The 16907-nt window shown below is 61.2% G+C and carries 16 protein-coding genes; all 16 read left to right on the top strand.

Annotation, left to right across the window (positions count from 1 at the left end):
* Positions 1–121 precede the first annotated feature (121 nt).
* Positions 122–922, top strand: coding sequence for a GntR family transcriptional regulator (locus GH665_RS37975; RefSeq protein WP_153142118.1), 801 nt, complete (start codon positions 122–124; stop codon positions 920–922).
* A 157-nt stretch (positions 923–1079) separates the two neighbouring features.
* A complete protein-coding gene (gene sdhC / locus GH665_RS37970) occupies positions 1080–1496 on the top strand; it encodes a succinate dehydrogenase, cytochrome b556 subunit (protein WP_074289034.1) in 417 nt (138 codons plus the stop codon).
* A 4-nt stretch (positions 1497–1500) separates the two neighbouring features.
* Positions 1501–1869 (top strand): succinate dehydrogenase, hydrophobic membrane anchor protein, encoded by a 369-nt coding sequence (sdhD, locus tag GH665_RS37965; protein WP_153142117.1) that lies wholly within the window; start codon positions 1501–1503, stop codon positions 1867–1869.
* A 4-nt stretch (positions 1870–1873) separates the two neighbouring features.
* Positions 1874–3649, top strand: coding sequence for a succinate dehydrogenase flavoprotein subunit (sdhA, locus tag GH665_RS37960; protein ID WP_153142116.1), 1776 nt, complete (start codon positions 1874–1876; stop codon positions 3647–3649).
* A gap of 26 nt (positions 3650–3675) precedes the next feature.
* Positions 3676–4380: a succinate dehydrogenase iron-sulfur subunit gene (locus GH665_RS37955; RefSeq protein WP_054034792.1), complete on the top strand. Its 705-nt coding sequence runs from the start codon at positions 3676–3678 to the stop codon at positions 4378–4380.
* Positions 4381–4464: 84 nt separating this feature from the next.
* Positions 4465–4740, top strand: a complete 276-nt coding sequence (locus GH665_RS37950) for an FAD assembly factor SdhE (protein ID WP_153142115.1) — start codon at positions 4465–4467, stop codon at positions 4738–4740.
* A gap of 92 nt (positions 4741–4832) precedes the next feature.
* The gene (gltA, locus tag GH665_RS37945; protein WP_153142114.1) at positions 4833–6134 is read left to right on the top strand and encodes a citrate synthase; all 1302 of its coding nucleotides are present in this window, start codon (positions 4833–4835) and stop codon (positions 6132–6134) included.
* Between the two features lie 407 nt (positions 6135–6541).
* Positions 6542–7951: a 3-isopropylmalate dehydratase large subunit gene (leuC, locus tag GH665_RS37940; RefSeq protein ID WP_153142113.1), complete on the top strand. Its 1410-nt coding sequence runs from the start codon at positions 6542–6544 to the stop codon at positions 7949–7951.
* A gap of 6 nt (positions 7952–7957) precedes the next feature.
* The gene (locus GH665_RS37935) at positions 7958–8116 is read left to right on the top strand and encodes an entericidin A/B family lipoprotein (RefSeq protein WP_028196115.1); all 159 of its coding nucleotides are present in this window, start codon (positions 7958–7960) and stop codon (positions 8114–8116) included.
* 86 nt (positions 8117–8202) lie between these two features.
* Complete coding sequence (gene leuD / locus GH665_RS37930; protein WP_153142112.1) at positions 8203–8856, top strand: 3-isopropylmalate dehydratase small subunit; 654 nt, start codon at positions 8203–8205, stop codon at positions 8854–8856.
* A 26-nt stretch (positions 8857–8882) separates the two neighbouring features.
* Complete coding sequence (gene leuB / locus GH665_RS37925; protein WP_153142111.1) at positions 8883–9950, top strand: 3-isopropylmalate dehydrogenase; 1068 nt, start codon at positions 8883–8885, stop codon at positions 9948–9950.
* Between the two features lie 361 nt (positions 9951–10311).
* Positions 10312–11433 (top strand): aspartate-semialdehyde dehydrogenase, encoded by a 1122-nt coding sequence (gene asd / locus GH665_RS37920; RefSeq protein WP_115104877.1) that lies wholly within the window; start codon positions 10312–10314, stop codon positions 11431–11433.
* A gap of 167 nt (positions 11434–11600) precedes the next feature.
* Complete coding sequence (locus tag GH665_RS37915) at positions 11601–14129, top strand: motility hub landmark protein FimV (RefSeq protein ID WP_425496067.1); 2529 nt, start codon at positions 11601–11603, stop codon at positions 14127–14129.
* On the top strand, positions 14126–14938 hold the full coding sequence (gene truA, locus GH665_RS37910) for a tRNA pseudouridine(38-40) synthase TruA (RefSeq protein ID WP_153142109.1): 813 nt from the start codon (positions 14126–14128) through the stop codon (positions 14936–14938). Before GH665_RS37915 ends, truA begins: the two co-directional genes overlap by 4 nt.
* A complete protein-coding gene (locus GH665_RS37905) occupies positions 14935–15648 on the top strand; it encodes a phosphoribosylanthranilate isomerase (protein WP_153142108.1) in 714 nt (237 codons plus the stop codon). Before truA ends, GH665_RS37905 begins: the two co-directional genes overlap by 4 nt.
* Before the next feature lie 59 nt (positions 15649–15707).
* Positions 15708–16901 carry a tryptophan synthase subunit beta gene (gene trpB, locus GH665_RS37900; protein ID WP_153142107.1) on the top strand — a complete coding sequence of 398 codons (1194 nt, stop codon included), beginning with the start codon at positions 15708–15710 and terminating at the stop codon, positions 16899–16901.
* Positions 16902–16907: the final 6 nt, after the last annotated feature.

Raw genomic sequence — 16907 nt, 5'->3', positions numbered from 1 at the left:
TCGACAAGGAGTGTAGGAGTCGTCAGACACAAAGTCAACATTATCTTATGTCTTATATAAGACATATCTGTTGCGGGGAAAACCCTAGACGCGGCCCGGCCCTTTATGATGAAATGCGCGGATGAATTCGAACCCGGCGAACACCACGAATCCGAGCGGCCATGGGGCCGCGGGCGAGGGTGTATCCGCCGCCTCGGCCGCTACATCGCCCACCTTCAGCCCCTTGTATCAGCAGATCAAGGGTTTGATTACGCAGAGTCTCGAAAGCGGCGAGTGGAAGCCTGGCGAGATCATTCCTAGTGAAGTCGAATTGGCGGCAAGATACAAGGTCAGTCAGGGAACCGTGCGCAAAGCGATTGACGAGCTTGCCGCCGACAACCTGCTGGTGCGCCGCCAGGGCAAGGGCACTTTTGTTGCAACGCACAATGAAGACCGCGCCCAGTTTCGCTTCCTCAGATTACTGGCCGATGACGGCGCGGAACACCCGCACGTCAGCCGCCTGCTTGAATGCCGGCGCTTGCGCGCATCGGCGGACATCGCCCGGCAACTTGATCTCAAGCCCGCCGATCCGGTGGTGTTGATCAAGCGCTTGCTGCAGTTCGACGGCGAAGTCACCGTACTCGACGAAATCTGGTTGCCTGGCGCGGTGTTCCGCGGGCTCACGCTCGAACGGCTGTCGGAGTATAAAGGTCCCCTCTACGCGATGTTCGAGACGGAATTCGGTACCCGCATGATCCGCGCAACGGAGAAGATCCGCGCGGTCGCGGCCGAGCCTTCGGTGGCCGACCTGCTGCATGTGCCGGCTGGTTTTCCACTGCTTTCCGTCGACCGCGTGTCCTATACATATGGAGACCGGCCGGTTGAGGTGCGCCGTGGTTGGTATGTCACAACCGGGTATTACTATCAGAACGATCTGAGCTGAATCAGGATGAAAAAAGGCGCCGCGCCCCACGCGCGCGCCTGTTTGAAGGCGCCTTTATCGCGCACGCTGTAACGGACCTGTGGTGGTTTTCGCTGCAGCGCGATATAAAAAGGCGCTAAAATTGCGGATTAGTGTGACTACATAGTAGGGGTCTAGCATGGCTGAAGCCGTAAAAAAACCGAGGCCGGAATTCCGGAACATCGGTATCGGGCAGATTTTGACGGCATACCGTCTCCCGCTAGCGGGGCGCGTGTCGATCTTGCACCGCCTAAGCGGTGGGCTGCTTTTTGTTTTTCTTCCGTTCCTGCTGTACCTCTTCGATCAGAGCCTGACTTCCGAACTTAGCTTCGAGGTCTTCAAGGGCTTCCTCTCCAACATCGTCGTCAAGCTCATCACGCTCGTTCTCGCGTGGGCCTTCCTGTTTCACTTCTGCGCCGGTGTCCGTCACCTGTTCATGGACACGAGCCACGGTCTCACGACTAAAGAGAAGGGTAAGCAAACCTCCATCGTGGTGCTGGTCGTTTCGTCGCTTCTGACGATTGCATTCGCGCTCAAACTCTTCGGAGCATTCTAAAAAAATGGCAGCTAATAACCGAATCGGTCCGAAGCGTCTTGTCGTCGGCGCACATTATGGTCTGCGCGACTGGCTCGCCCAGCGCATTACCGCCTGCATCATGGCGATCTACACGGTCATCCTGCTCGCCTGGTTCTTCGGCGCGCGCGATTTCTCGTACGACGGCTGGGCATCGATCTTTGCAACGCAATGGATGAAGCTCGCCACGTTTGTCACGCTGCTGTCGCTGTTCTATCACGCGTGGGTTGGTATCCGCGACATCTGGATGGACTATGTGAAGCCCGTTGGCATGCGCCTGTTTCTTCAGGCGCTGACGATCGTCTGGCTGCTCGCATGTGCGGGCTACGCTGCGCAGATTCTCTGGAGAGTGTAAAAGAATGGCTGCAATCAAGAATTCTCTGCCGCGTCGCAAATTTGACGTGGTTATCGTCGGCGCAGGCGGCTCGGGGATGCGCGCTTCGCTGCAACTCGCGCGCGCCGGTCTGTCGGTCTGCGTGCTGTCCAAGGTGTTCCCGACGCGTTCGCACACGGTCGCGGCTCAAGGCGGCATCGGCGCATCGCTCGGCAACATGAGCGAAGACAATTGGCACTATCACTTCTACGACACGATCAAGGGTTCCGACTGGCTCGGCGACCAGGACGCGATCGAGTTCATGTGCCGTGAAGCACCGAACGCCGTGTACGAGCTCGAACACTTCGGCATGCCGTTCGACCGCAACGCTGACGGCACGATTTACCAGCGCCCGTTCGGCGGCCACACCGCCAACTACGGCGAAAAGCCGGTGCAACGCGCTTGCGCGGCCGCTGACCGTACCGGTCACGCGCTGCTGCATACGCTGTACCAGCAAAACGTGGCGGCCAAGACGCAGTTCTTCGTCGAATGGATGGCGCTGGATCTGATCCGCGACGCCGACGGCGACGTGCTGGGCGTGACCGCGTTGGAAATGGAAACCGGCGACGTTTATATCCTCGAAGGCAAGACCACGCTGTTCGCTACGGGCGGCGCGGGCCGGATCTTCGCGGCATCCACGAACGCGTTCATCAATACCGGTGACGGTCTGGGCATGGCGGCGCGTTCGGGCATCGCGCTGCAAGACATGGAATTCTGGCAATTCCACCCCACCGGCGTGGCCGGCGCGGGCGTGCTGATTACCGAAGGTGTGCGTGGTGAAGGCGGTATTCTGCGTAACTCGAACGGCGAGCGTTTCATGGAACGCTACGCACCGACGCTGAAGGATCTGGCGCCGCGCGACTTCGTTTCGCGTTCGATGGACCAGGAAATCAAGGAAGGCCGCGGCGTGGGTCCGAACAAGGATCACGTGCTGCTCGACCTGTCGCACATCGGCGCCGAGACGATCATGAAGCGTCTGCCGTCGATCCGCGAAATCGCGATGAAGTTCGCGAACGTCGATTGTATTAAAGAGCCGATTCCGGTTGTGCCGACCATCCACTATCAAATGGGTGGTATCCCGACGAACATCAACGGCCAGGTCGTTGGCACGTCGCGGGATCACAAGGAAGTCGTCAACGGTTTCTACGCAGTGGGCGAATGCTCGTGCGTGTCGGTGCACGGCGCAAACCGTCTCGGTACGAACTCGCTGCTCGACCTGGTGGTGTTCGGCCGCGCGGCCGGCAACCACATCGTCAAGCACGTGAAGGACATCAAGGAGCACAAGCCGCTGCCGGCCGACGCGGGCGAATTCTCGCTGGCGCGTCTGAACAAGCTCGACAAGTCTACGTCGGGCGAATACTCGCAAACCGTCGCGGCTGACATCCGTTCCACCATGCAAGCACATGCCGGCGTGTTCCGCACGTCGAAGCTGCTGGCCGAAGGCGTCGAGCGGATCCGCGAAGTGGCTGACCGGGTCGATAACATCTACCTGAAAGACAAGTCGAAGGTGTTCAACACGGCACGTATTGAAGCGCTGGAAGTGGAGAACCTGATCGAAGTGGCACGCGCCACAATGGTTTCCGCCGAAGCGCGCAAGGAAAGCCGCGGTGCGCATGCGCAAAACGACTTCGAACATCGCGACGACGAAAACTGGCTGCGTCATACGCTGTGGTTCAGCGAAGGCGATCGCCTCGACTACAAGCCGGTTCAAATGCAACCGCTGACCGTCGAATCGGTGCCGCCGAAAGCGCGTACCTTCTAAGGCACAAGTCAAAGGAATTCAGGAAAATGGCTAAGCGTACATTTGAAATTTACCGCTACGACCCGGATAAGGACGCAGCACCGCGCATGCAAACGTACGAGATCGAAATCGACTCGCACGAACGCATGCTGCTCGACGCGCTGCTCAAGCTGAAGGCGATGGACGAAACCTTGTCGTTCCGCCGTTCGTGCCGCGAAGGCGTGTGCGGTTCGGACGCAATGAACATCAACGGCAAGAACGGTCTGGCCTGCTTGCAGAACATGAACGATCTGCCGCAAAAGATCGTGCTGCGTCCGCTGCCGGGCCTGCCGGTCGTGCGCGACCTGATCTGCGACTTCACGCAGTTCTTTAACCAGTATCACTCGATCAAGCCGTACCTGATCAACGATACGCCGCCGCCGGAAAAGGAACGTCTGCAGTCGCCGGAAGAACGCGACGAGCTCGACGGCCTGTACGAATGTATTCTGTGTGCTAGCTGCTCGACCTCGTGCCCGAGCTTCTGGTGGAATCCGGATAAGTTCGTCGGCCCGGCTGGCCTGTTGCAAGCCTATCGTTTCATCGCGGACAGCCGCGACGAAGCAACGGGTGAGCGTCTGGATAACCTGGAAGATCCGTACCGTCTGTTCCGTTGCCACACCATCATGAATTGCGTCGACGTTTGCCCGAAGGGCCTGAACCCGACCAAGGCAATTGGCAAGATCAAGGAATTGATGGTTCGCCGCGCAGTTTGATATGAACAGCCCCACGCTCCCTATCGTTCGCTGCCCCCCGAGGGGGCGGTCAGTACGCTTGGGGGCGGCCCGGCGCGTACAGACATGAACACAGAAACATCGCATCAGTCCGACCCTCTCCGCCGCGCGCGCCTTCGCTGGCGTGCGCGGCGGGGCCTGCTGGAAAACGATCTGATTTTTGAACGTTTTTTCAGCCGATATGAGCATGACCTCAGCGATGCCGATGTGGGCGCTCTCACGCGCCTGCTTGAGCTGAGCGATAACGACCTGATGGACTTGCTGCTTGCTCGCAAGGAACCGGAAGGCGAGCTTGCCGACCCGGATCTGGTCCGGGTGCTGGAGCTGTTGCGGAATGCTTGAGCGCCGCTAACGCCTTGAGCACCGCTTGTCCGTTGTTCCCAGGCGTGCAAATTATCGAAACCCTGTTTCCATACTTCGATTGAGGATGTGCTATGACCCCGTCAGATGTTAAAGCCACGCTATCGTTCAGCGACAATTCGCCGAGCGTTGAAATGCCGATTTACAAGGGCACTCTCGGCCCGGACGTGATCGACATCCGCAAACTGTACGGCCAGACCGGCAAGTTCACGTACGACCCGGGCTTCATGTCGACGGCGGCGTGCAACTCCGCGATCACTTACATCGACGGCGACAAGGGCGAGCTGCTGTACCGCGGCTACCCGATCGACAACCTTGCGCAAAACGCCGACTTCCTGGAAACCTGCTACCTGCTGCTGAAAGGCGAATTGCCGAACGTTCAGCAGAAGGACGAGTTCGTCAACACCGTCACGAAGCACACGATGGTGCACGAGCAGATGCACTTCTTCTTCCGCGGTTTCCGTCGCGACGCACACCCGATGGCGATTCTGGTCGCGGCAGTCGGCGCCCTGTCGGCGTTCTATCACGACTCGCTCGACATCAACAATCCGCGTCACCGTGAAGTGTCGGCCATTCGCATGATCGCGAAGCTGCCCACGCTGGTCGCGATGGCGTACAAGTACAGCATCGGCCAGCCGTTTGCGTACCCGAAGAACGACCTGTCGTACAGCGCGAACTTCATGCACATGATGTTCTCGAACCCGTGCGAAGAGTACAAGGTCAACGACGTGCTGGTGCGCGCGCTCGACCGTATCCTGATCCTGCACGCTGACCACGAACAGAATGCGTCGACCTCGACGGTTCGTCTGGCCGGCTCGTCGGGCGCGAATCCGTTCGCATGTATCGCAGCGGGTATCGCCTGTCTGTGGGGCCCGGCGCACGGCGGTGCGAACGAAGCCGCACTGAACATGCTGGAAGAAATCGGCTCGGTCGATAACATTCCTGAGTTCATCAAGCAGGTGAAGGACAAGAACTCGGGCGTGAAGCTCATGGGCTTCGGTCACCGCGTCTACAAGAACTACGATCCGCGTGCGAAGCTGATGCGCGAAACCTGCCACGAAGTGCTGGAAGAACTGGGTCTGCACGACGACCCGCTGTTCAAGCTGGCCATGGCTCTGGAAAAGATCGCACTGGAAGACGAATACTTCGTGTCGCGCAAGCTGTACCCGAACGTCGACTTCTACTCGGGCATCGTGCAACGCGCGCTGGGCATCCCGACCTCGATGTTCACGTGTATCTTCGCGATGGCACGTACGGTCGGCTGGATTGCACAGTGGAACGAAATGATCGCTGATCCGGAGCAGAAGATTGGCCGTCCGCGTCAACTGTTCATCGGCGACACGCAGCGCGAAGCGAAGCCGATCGCGCAACGCTAAGCGGTAGTCTTTGCGGCGCGTTTTATCGCCCAAAGGGCCATGAAATGCGTGCGGCTGGATGAATGAAAAACGCCCCAACGGGTTGACCGTTGGGGCGTTTTGTTTTGGATACATGCAACTGCGTGTGGCAAATGGGGTTCGATTTCAATCGCTGAGGCTGGGAGCGCGTCTGGCTGTGTCTCCTGGCGCACGAAGCGCCAAGTTGCGGTAACGCCTGAGCATGGCTGGCGTTGCATCGCGCACACCATGCAATCCCTTGCCGGGTAACACCCATACAGGTATCGTCACTACCACCCAACTCCCTGTTTTTTATCGGTTTTTTGCATGATTCATGGGCCCTAAGCGAGGTTCTGCGTGGCATAATCGACCGACACAGTCAGCCCGCAGTCATTACTACCCCGCATACCATGGCACAGACTCTCTACGACAAATTGTGGAACACACACGTGGTCCACACGGAAGAAGACGGTACGACGATTCTTTATATCGACCGTCACCTGCTGCACGAAGTGACCAGCCCTCAGGCGTTCGAAGGCCTGAAACTGGCTGAGCGCCCGGTGTGGCGTATCAGCGCGAACCTGGCGGTGTCGGATCACAACGTCCCCACCACGGATCGCAGCCACGGCATTGCCGATCCGGTCTCCAAGCTGCAAGTCGATACGCTCGACACGAACTGCGACGCCTACGGCATCACGCAGTTCAAGATGAACGATCTGCGCCAGGGCATCGTGCATATCATCGGGCCGGAGCAGGGCGCTACGCTGCCGGGCATGACCATCGTCTGCGGCGACTCGCACACGTCCACGCACGGCGCGTTCGGCGCGCTGGCGCACGGCATTGGCACCTCGGAAGTCGAGCATGTGCTGGCCACGCAAACGCTCTTGCAGAAGAAGAGCAAGAACATGCTGGTGAAGGTCGAAGGTCCGTTACCGCGCGGTTGTACCGCGAAAGACATCGTGCTCGCGATCATCGGGAAGATCGGCACGGCAGGCGGTACGGGCTACGCAATCGAATTCGGCGGTTCGACGATTCGCGCGCTGTCCATGGAAGGCCGCATGACGGTCTGCAACATGGCGATCGAAGCAGGCGCGCGCGCCGGCATGGTCGCCGTGGACGACACCACGATCGAATACCTGAAGGGCCGTCCGTTCTCGCCGGCAGGCGGCGAGTGGGATCACGCGGTCGAGTACTGGAAGCAGTTCAAGTCGGACAATGGCGCGCAATTCGATCGCGTGGTCGAACTGAACGCCGCGGAGATCGTGCCGCAAGTTACGTGGGGCACGTCGCCGGAAATGGTCACCGCCGTGGACGGCCGTGTGCCGGACCCGGAACGCGAAAAAGACCCGGTCAAGCGCGACGCCATGGAGCGCGCGCTGAAGTACATGGCGCTCGAACCGAATGCGCCGATCGAATCCATCAAGCCGGATAAAATCTTCATTGGGTCGTGCACCAACGCGCGCATTGAAGACATTCGCGCCGCGGCCTACGTCGTAAAGAAGCTCGGCCGCCGCGTTGCGCCGAATATCCGTCTGGCCATGGTCGTGCCGGGTTCGGGTCTGGTGAAGGCGCAAGCGGAACGCGAAGGCCTCGACAAGGTCTTTACCGATGCCGGTTTCGAATGGCGTGAGCCCGGTTGCTCGATGTGTCTCGCGATGAACGCCGACCGGCTGGATCCGGGCGAGCGTTGCGCATCCACGTCGAATCGTAATTTCGAAGGTCGTCAGGGCGCCGGTGGCCGTACCCACCTCGTGAGCCCCGCGATGGCTGCCGCTGCGGCTATCGAAGGGCATTTCGTCGATATTCGCAAGCTTGGATAAACACGCATGATGAAGAACATGAATCGCACCACTCTATTGCGCCGCTTCGCACTCGGTACGCTAGCCGGGCTATTGCTCGGTCTGGCCGGTTGCAACACGGTGCACGGATTCGGCGAGGACATGTCGCACCTCGGCAATTCGATCAGCAATCACGCTGACAAATAAGCGGTTTTTGATTTTTGCCGGCAATGCGGCGAGCGGCTTTCCAGCCGCCACGCGCATCGCCCGGTCTTGAAACAGGCGCAAGCGTCATGGATAAATTCATCGTACATACCGGCGTCGTGGCGCCGCTCGATCGCGAGAACGTCGACACGGACGCGATCATTCCGAAGCAATTCCTGAAGTCGATCAAGCGCACGGGCTTCGGCCCGAACGCGTTCGACGAATGGCGCTACCTCGACCACGGCGAGCCGGGTCAGGACAATTCGAAGCGTCCGCTGAATCCGGATTTCGTGCTGAATCAGCCGCGCTATCAGGGCGCGTCGGTGCTGTTGGCACGCAAGAACTTCGGTTGCGGCAGTTCGCGTGAGCATGCGCCGTGGGCGCTGCAGCAATACGGCTTCCGCGCGATCATTGCGCCGAGCTTCGCCGATATTTTCTACAACAACTGTTTCAAGAACGGGCTGCTGCCGATCGTGCTGACCGAGCAGCAAGTCGATCACCTGTTCAACGAAACGTACGCATTCAATGGCTTCCAGTTGACTATCGACCTGGACGCGCAAGTCGTACGCACAACGGATGGCAACGCCGCGTATCCGTTCGAAGTCGCGGGCTTCCGCAAGTACTGCCTGCTGAACGGCTTCGACGATATCGGCCTCACGCTGCGTCACGCCGACAAGATTCGCCAGTTCGAAGCCGAGCGGATCGCGAAGCAGCCGTGGCTGAATCACCGCATCGTCGGGTAAACAGAAAAATCATCAAGGAAACTCGCATGAAGATCGCAGTCTTGCCGGGCGACGGCATCGGTCCCGAAATCGTCAAGGAGGCCCTCAAGGTCCTGAACGTGCTCGGCGAAAAGTTCGAACTCGAAGAAGCGCCGGTTGGCGGCGCAGGATACGAAGCCAAGGGCCACCCGCTGCCCGATTCGACGCTGGCCCTGGCGAAAGAAGCCGATGCGATCCTGTTCGGCGCCGTTGGCGACTGGAAGTACGACTCGCTCGAACGCGCGCTGCGCCCGGAGCAGGCCATTCTCGGTCTGCGCAAGCACCTGCATTTGTTCGCGAACTTCCGTCCGGCAATCTGCTATCCGCAACTGACGGGCGCTTCGTCGTTGAAGGAAGAAATCGTTTCGGGTCTCGACATCCTGATCGTGCGCGAACTGAATGGCGACATTTACTTTGGCGCGCCGCGTGGCGTGCGTTCGTCGCCGGACGGGCTGTTCGAAGGCGCGAAAGAAGGCTTCGACACGATGCGTTATTCGGAACCCGAAGTACGTCGCATCGCGCACGTGGCGTTTCAGGCGGCGCAAAAGCGTCAGAAACGGCTGACGAGCGTGGACAAGGCCAATGTGCTCGAAACGTCGCAGTTCTGGCGTGACGTGATGATCGATGTTTCGAAGGAATACGCGGACGTCGAGTTGTCGCACATGTACGTCGACAATGCCGCGATGCAATTGGTCAAGGCGCCGAAGGCGTTTGACGTGGTCGTGACCGGCAACATGTTCGGCGACATTCTCTCCGACGAAGCCGCCATGCTGACGGGTTCGATCGGCATGCTGCCGTCGGCCTCGCTCGACAAGAACAACAAGGGCTTGTACGAGCCGTCGCATGGTTCCGCACCGGATATCGCCGGCAAGGGCGTGGCCAATCCGCTGGCCACGATCCTGTCGGCGGCGATGATGCTGCGTTACTCGCTGAACAAGGCGGAGCAGGCGGATCGCATCGAAAACGCGGTGAAGAAAGTGCTGGAGCAGGGCTTCCGCACGGGCGACATTCTCACGCCGGGCTGTAAGCAAGTCGGCACCGTCGCCATGGGCGATGCGGTTGTCGCGGCGCTGTAAAGCGGTAAAAGGCAGGTGGCCGTCGGATCGCTAGACGATCGTCAAAGCGGCCTTTAAAACGCGAATCGGCCTCAAAACAGGCCGATTCGCGCGTAATACGGACGATAGCGGCAGACAATCGCGTCGCCAGATTCCGGTTTTCGTGTATATTGTAGCGATGGCGCACCTAGCTCAAATCTCCTCGATTTCGAAACTGCACGGCAAAACGGCCCGTGCGGTTGAGCTCGCCATTACCACCACAAAAACGATTACCCCGAAAACGATCACGAAACGCTGATCGTCCGTCGTGCCCGCTCATCTTCCCCGCGCGGTCACTGCGGGCAAAGATGCGGGGAAGTTTCCATTCGAAGGGTATGAAGTCATGAACGTAGGTCTCGTAGGTTGGCGCGGTATGGTCGGCAGCGTCCTGATGCAACGTATGCAACAGGAAGGCGATTTCGACTTGATCGAACCGGTGTTTTTCAGCACCAGCAACGCGGGCGGCAACGCGCCGTCGTTCGCCAAAAACGAGACCAAGCTCAAAGATGCGACAAGCATCGAAGACCTGAAGAAGTGCGAAGCGATCATCTCCTGCCAGGGCGGCGATTACACGAATGAGGTGTTCCCGAAGCTGCGCGCAGCGGGCTGGAACGGCTACTGGATCGACGCGGCTTCGTCGCTGCGCATGAAGGACGACGCAGTCATCATTCTCGATCCGGTCAACCTCGACGTGATCAAGAACGCGCTGGTCAAGGGCCAGAAGAATTTCATCGGCGGCAACTGCACGGTCAGCCTGATGCTGATGGCGCTGGGCGGCCTGTTCCGCGAAAACCTCGTCGACTGGATGACGGCCATGACGTATCAGGCCGCTTCAGGCGCGGGCGCGCAAAACATGCGCGAACTGCTGCAACAAATGGGCACGCTGTACGGTGCGGCCAAGGAAGACCTAGCTGATCCGTCGTCGGCGATTCTCGACATCGACCGCCGCGTGCTGAACGCCATGAATAGCGACCGCATGCCGACCGACAACTTCGGCGTGCCGCTCGCCGGCTCGCTGATTCCGTGGATCGACAAGGATCTCGGCAACGGCATGTCGAAAGAAGAATGGAAGGGCGGCGCGGAAACCAACAAGATCCTCGGCAAGCCGGCCATGGGCACGCCGGGTTCGATCCCGGTGGATGGCCTGTGCGTGCGGATCGGCGCAATGCGCTGCCACTCGCAGGCGCTGACCATCAAGCTGAACAAGGACGTGCCGCTGGACGAAGTGAACAGCATCCTCGCGTCGGGCAACGATTGGGTCAAGGTCGTGCCGAACGAACGTGAAGCGTCGATGCGCGATCTGTCCCCGGCGGTAGTCACAGGCACCTTGACCGTGCCGGTTGGCCGGGTGCGCAAATTGGCGATGGGCGGCGAATATCTGTCGGCCTTCACGGTCGGCGATCAGCTGCTGTGGGGCGCTGCGGAACCGCTGCGTCGCATGCTTCGCATTGTGCTCGACAAGTAAAGTAAACTACGCGCTCACGACGCGTAGAAAACTCAAGAAGCGTCGCGCTTGCGCGGCGCTTTTTTCATTGTGCTCCGATTATCTTGTCTCTTTCCAACCGCAAAAAAGGGCTGCGCGCTGACGCGCCAGGGGTCCCGATGAACCTTCGATTCTCCTCCCTTCGGGCTATGTTTATGCATCAAGGTACCGGCCGACTGACGGCCGCAGCCGCTTTGGCGCTTGCATTGGCCGGTGCCGGCATGAATAGCGCGATGGCCGCGCCCGGTGACGCCGCAAGCGCGCCGGAGGGCGCCTCCATGTCTTATGCCGCCGGGAGTCAATATACGGTGCGGCCCGGGCAGTCGCTGAACGACGTGGCGATCGCCGTCACGCAATCGCGCGACAAGGGGACGCTCGCACGTGCTTCGCGCGCGCTGTTCGATGCGAATCCGAATGCCTTCATGAGTCACGACCCGAGCCGGATGCGCGTCGGCGCGCTGCTGACGATTCCGGCACTGGATGCATCGGGCGCGCTGGCCGCTTCCGCGCCGGTGGCGGGGTCTGCGTCTGCCGCACCATCGGCTGCGCCGGTGACGTCGGCTTCCGTGCCGAACGCAGCGGCGGCCGGTGCGGTGGTCGGCGCCGCGAGCAGCGTGGCACAGGTCAACGCCGCTGCTGCAAGCGCGGCAAGTGCGGCGGCTCGCGCGGCAGCACCAGCCACAGCGGCGGTTTCAGAAGCGGGCAGCTCGACGGTTGGAGCCGGTCCGGTTGCGCCGGGCAGCTCGACAGCGGCGGGGACGGTTCCGGCAGCGCCGGCAGCGGGCTCACAGGCTGCGGCCGCGTTGCCGGGCAGCGGCGCCCATGTCTGGTCGGGTGCGATCCAGCCTTCTGCCAGCGAGGCGGCCGAAGGCGCGTCGGCGGCCACAGCAGCCGCTCCGGCAACGGCCGCCGCGCAGTCGGCGTCGCAACCGCGCGCGCAGGTGTCCAGCCTGCAGCAATTGCTCGCGCTGAAAAACCGCGTGCTGATGGAGTTGCAAAAACATGGTATCGGCGGTTCGCCTGCCGCGCCGGTCAAGCCTTCGACGAACGCGGTGCAGCCGGCCACAGGCGCTTCGTCTGCGGCTGCGGTTTCCAGCAATGGCGCCGTGCCGACTTCCACGTCGAATGACATCGGCATCTCGCAGACGAATTTGAGCATAGCGGCGGCAATCGGTGCGGCTTTGGTCGTACTGCTGGCGGCTTTCCGCATGCGTCGGCGTAAGCGTGTCGCTGTTGCCGCGACTGAGGGTACGCTGGCAGCCGATGCGGCGGCCGCTGCCGCGCGAGCGGCAGAGTTACATGAAGCCGGTTCGACGCATGAGCCGACCCCGGTGCCCGAAGCGTCGGACGCAGGCGGCGAAGCGGCGGAAGGATACGCAGTAACGCTGACGCAGGCTGACCGGGAGGCCGCGGAAGGTGACGCAGCGGCGCGGGAAACGGCAGAACGCGTGGCAGCGGAGCGCGCAGCGGAAATTCGCGCGGCGGCGGAGCGTGAGGCAGCGGAGCGGGAAAGGGCGGAACAAGCCGCAACTGTCCGTGCGGATCAGACGCGTGCAACAGCGGAACGTGAAGCCGCAGAACAAGCTGCAGCGGAACATGAGGCCGTTGGCCGCCAACTGCACACCGACTTGCCTGCGCAAGATCCCAACGCGCCCCAACACGTGTTGCAGGAAAGCCACCCGGCGCCTACCCCCATCGAACCAGGCGAGCAACGGAATCCGGAGCTCACGTCGGCTGCCCAAGGCGGTCCGACGGTCGAACTGCTTCCCGCCGCTCATCACGAAAACCTCGACGGCGCGACCACGGCTGCGAGCCTCGCTGCCGCGGCGGAACTCGGCGCTGACGCATTGCCGCGTACGCCGCTTGAACCGGTCAACGACACCTTCCCGGAAGAGGTGCCTCCGCACCGTCTGCAATGGGATGACGAACCGGCATCAAGCGTGCCGCAGGCAGAGCCGAAGAACGACGTGCCTGCTGATTCGCCGCACCCGCTTGGCACGCCGGCTCCGGTCATCGATTTCACGCAGCAGCAGGTCGAGCCGCATACGACTTCGCCATTCGGCAATCCGCTTGTCGAGACGCAACCGCAGCCCACTCAGCCAGCCGAAACCGCGACGCCTCATGAAGCGTCCCATGCCGAGCCGGCGCCGGTCGCGCAAGTTCCGCACGCGCTGTCTGTGCCGGCCGAGTTCCCGCGTGACGCCGTCGATGCGTTTAGCAGTCTCGACATGCCATTGCCGCCGCGCATCGAATTGCCCGACGCAGCGTTGAGCACGCCCGAATCGCTGGCGACCCAGCCGGTCGCATCGCCGGAAAGCACCGCACAGCAAGCTGTGGCGCCGCACGATCCGGACGACGCCCCGCACGCCGCCGATGAAATCTCCGCGGGCACTGCGGGCCATGCCGCCGTCGCGGGCCTGGGCGCGGTCGGCTTCGGTGCGTTGAAGCTCGATTTCGACCTTGAGTTGCCGCCGAGTCCGGCTCAGCCCTTGCCCGTTTTCACATCAGCCGATCTCACCCGCATCGCCCGTAACAAGCTCGATCTGGCTGCCGAATATATCGACCTCGGCGATCTGTCCGGCGCGCGCGTGCTCATCAACGAAGTGATCGAAGCGAACGATCCGGCCACGCGCACCGAGGCCCGCGCGCTGCTCTCGACGCTTGCGCCGTTGTCGTGAAGCGTATTGCGCTAGGCGTCCAGTACGACGGTTCGGCATTCTGCGGCTGGCAGTCGCAGCCGCACGGCAAAACCGTGCAGGACGAGCTCGAACGGGCGTTGCGCGAGTTCGCACAAACGCCCGTGCAAACCGTTGTAGCCGGTCGCACGGATACCGGCGTGCACGGCTTGGGCCAGGTGGTGCACTTCGACACGGAACTCGATCGCACGGATTTTTCGTGGATTCGCGGCACCAACGCGTTTCTACCGAAGACGATCGCCGTGCAATGGGCCAAGCCTATGCCGGATGAGTTCCACGCGCGCTTTTCGGCGTTCGAGCGCACTTATTACTACGTTCTGTACGTCCATCCGTTCCGTTCGCCGATGCAGGCCACGCGGGCCGGCTGGGTGCACACGCCGCTCGACGTCGAGGCCATGCGGGCTGCCACCGCTCACCTGATCGGCGAGCACGATTTTTCGGCGTTTCGTTCGTCGCAATGTCAGGCGAAGACGCCGGTCAAGCATCTGTATCAGATCGACATCCTGCAACAGGGCGACTTCGTTCATTTCCGCTTCCGGGCAAACGCGTTCCTGCATCATATGGTGCGCAACCTGATGGGTTGTCTCGTCGACATCGGCCGGGGACGCCATCCGGCCGAATGGATGGCGGAGGTGCTCGTCAGCCGCGATCGCGATTGTGCCGCGCCGACTTTCATGCCTGACGGCCTGTATCTGGCGCAGGTGGGCTATCCTGAGCAATTCGCCGTGCCCGCGCCGCAGACCGGCAGCGTGCCCTGGAATACCGTATGGACCGAGCAAGCGAAACCATGAAATCAACCGAAAACCTGGCGGCCGAAGCTCGCGCGGGCGCATCGCAACACGCCGCGCCGCATCGCACGCGTATCAAGCTGTGCGGCCTGTCGAAGCAGGAAGACGTGGCGTACGCGATCGACCTCGGCGCCGACGCGATCGGCCTCGTGTTTTATCCGCCGAGCGCGCGCTCGGTGAGCGTCGCGCAGGCCGTCGAACTGGTGCACGATGTGCCGCCGTTCGTGTCGGTAGTCGGCTTGTTCGTGAACCCGACGCAGGACTGGATTCGCGAAGTCGTCAGCAACGTCGGGCTCACGCTGCTGCAGTTCCACGGCGACGAAACCGTGGCGCAATGCGAATCGCTCGCCAGTCTTGCGGGTTTGCCTTGGTTGCGTGCTTTGCGAGTTGCGGCGGATACTCAACCGGCAGATTTGGTAAAATCAGCGCTTAACTATTCAGCAGCCAATGGCCTTCTGTTCGACACCCATGTCGAAGGCTATGGCGGCGGCGGGAAGGTTTTCGATTGGTCACTTATTCCAGCAGAGCTCGCGCGTCGGGCCGTTTTGAGTGGTGGGTTGAACGCGCAAAACGTCAGTGATGCGATCCATCGCGTGCGCCCGTACGCAGTCGATGTCTCGAGCGGCATCGAAGTACCGGGCGCCAAGGGCGTGAAAGATCACGCCCGGATGGCGGCGTTCGTACGCGCAGTGCGCGCAGCGGACGCTGAATGATTCAGGCGGCGCGGTTTCTCCCATGACAATCGCGCGCCACACTGAGAAGAGTGATCACCATGTATAACTTGCCTGACGAAAGAGGCCATTTCGGCCCATATGGCGGCGTGTTCGTCGCCGAAACGCTGGTTCATGCACTCAACGAGTTGCGTGCCGCATACGAGAAATATCAGAAAGACCCGGAATTCGTCGCCGAATACCAGCGCGAACTGAAGCATTTCGTGGGTCGTCCGTCCCCGATTTATCACGCACAGCGCTGGAGCGAAATGCTCGGCGGCGCGCAGATCTTCCTTAAGCGTGAAGACCTGAATCACACCGGCGCGCACAAGATCAATAACGTGATCGGCCAGGCGCTGCTCGCAAAGCGCATGGGCAAACCGCGCGTGATCGCGGAAACCGGCGCGGGCCAGCACGGCGTAGCGACCGCGACCATCGCGGCGCGCTTCGGCATGGAATGCGTGGTCTACATGGGCGAGGAGGACGTGCGCCGCCAGGCCGCCAACGTGTACCGGATGAAGCTGCTCGGCGCGACCGTCGTTCCCGTGCAGTCAGGCTCGCGCACGCTGAAGGATGCGCTCAATGAAGCGATGCGCGACTGGGTGACCAACGTCGAAAACACCTTCTACATCATCGGCACAGTGGCGGGACCGCACCCGTATCCGATGATGGTGCGCGACTTCCAGCGCGTGATCGGCGATGAGTGCAAAGTGCAGATGCCCGAATTGGTGGGCCGTCAGCCGGATGCCGTGATTGCGTGCGTTGGCGGTGGTTCGAATGCAATGGGTATCTTTTACCCGTACATTGACGACACTTTGGTGCAGCTGATTGGCGTTGAGCCGGCGGGCGACGGGATCGAAACCGGCCGGCACGCGTCTTCGCTGATCGGCGGCAGTCCGGGTGTGCTGCATGGCAATCGCACTTATCTTCTGCAAGACGAGAACGGGCAGATCATCGAGACGCATTCGATCTCGGCCGGTCTGGATTATCCGGGCGTCGGTCCTGAGCATGCATGGCTAAAAGACAGCAAGCGCGCGCAATATGTCAGCATCACCGACGAAGAAGCGCTTAAGGGATTCCACGATTGCTGCCGCATCGAAGGCATTATTCCGGCATTGGAATCCAGCCACGCGCTGGCCTATGCCGCGAAGCTCGCGCCGACCCTGCCGAAGGACAAGGTCCTTCTGGTCAATCTGTCGGGCCGTGGCGACAAGGACATGCACACGGTCGCTGAGCGATCGGGCATTCAGTTCTGAGCGCCG

Source organism: Paraburkholderia agricolaris (assembly GCF_009455635.1).
In the GTDB taxonomy this organism is placed as follows: domain Bacteria; phylum Pseudomonadota; class Gammaproteobacteria; order Burkholderiales; family Burkholderiaceae; genus Paraburkholderia; species Paraburkholderia agricolaris.
Note: the sequence above shows the minus strand (reverse complement) of the source record. Positions and strands in the feature narration are given on the sequence as shown.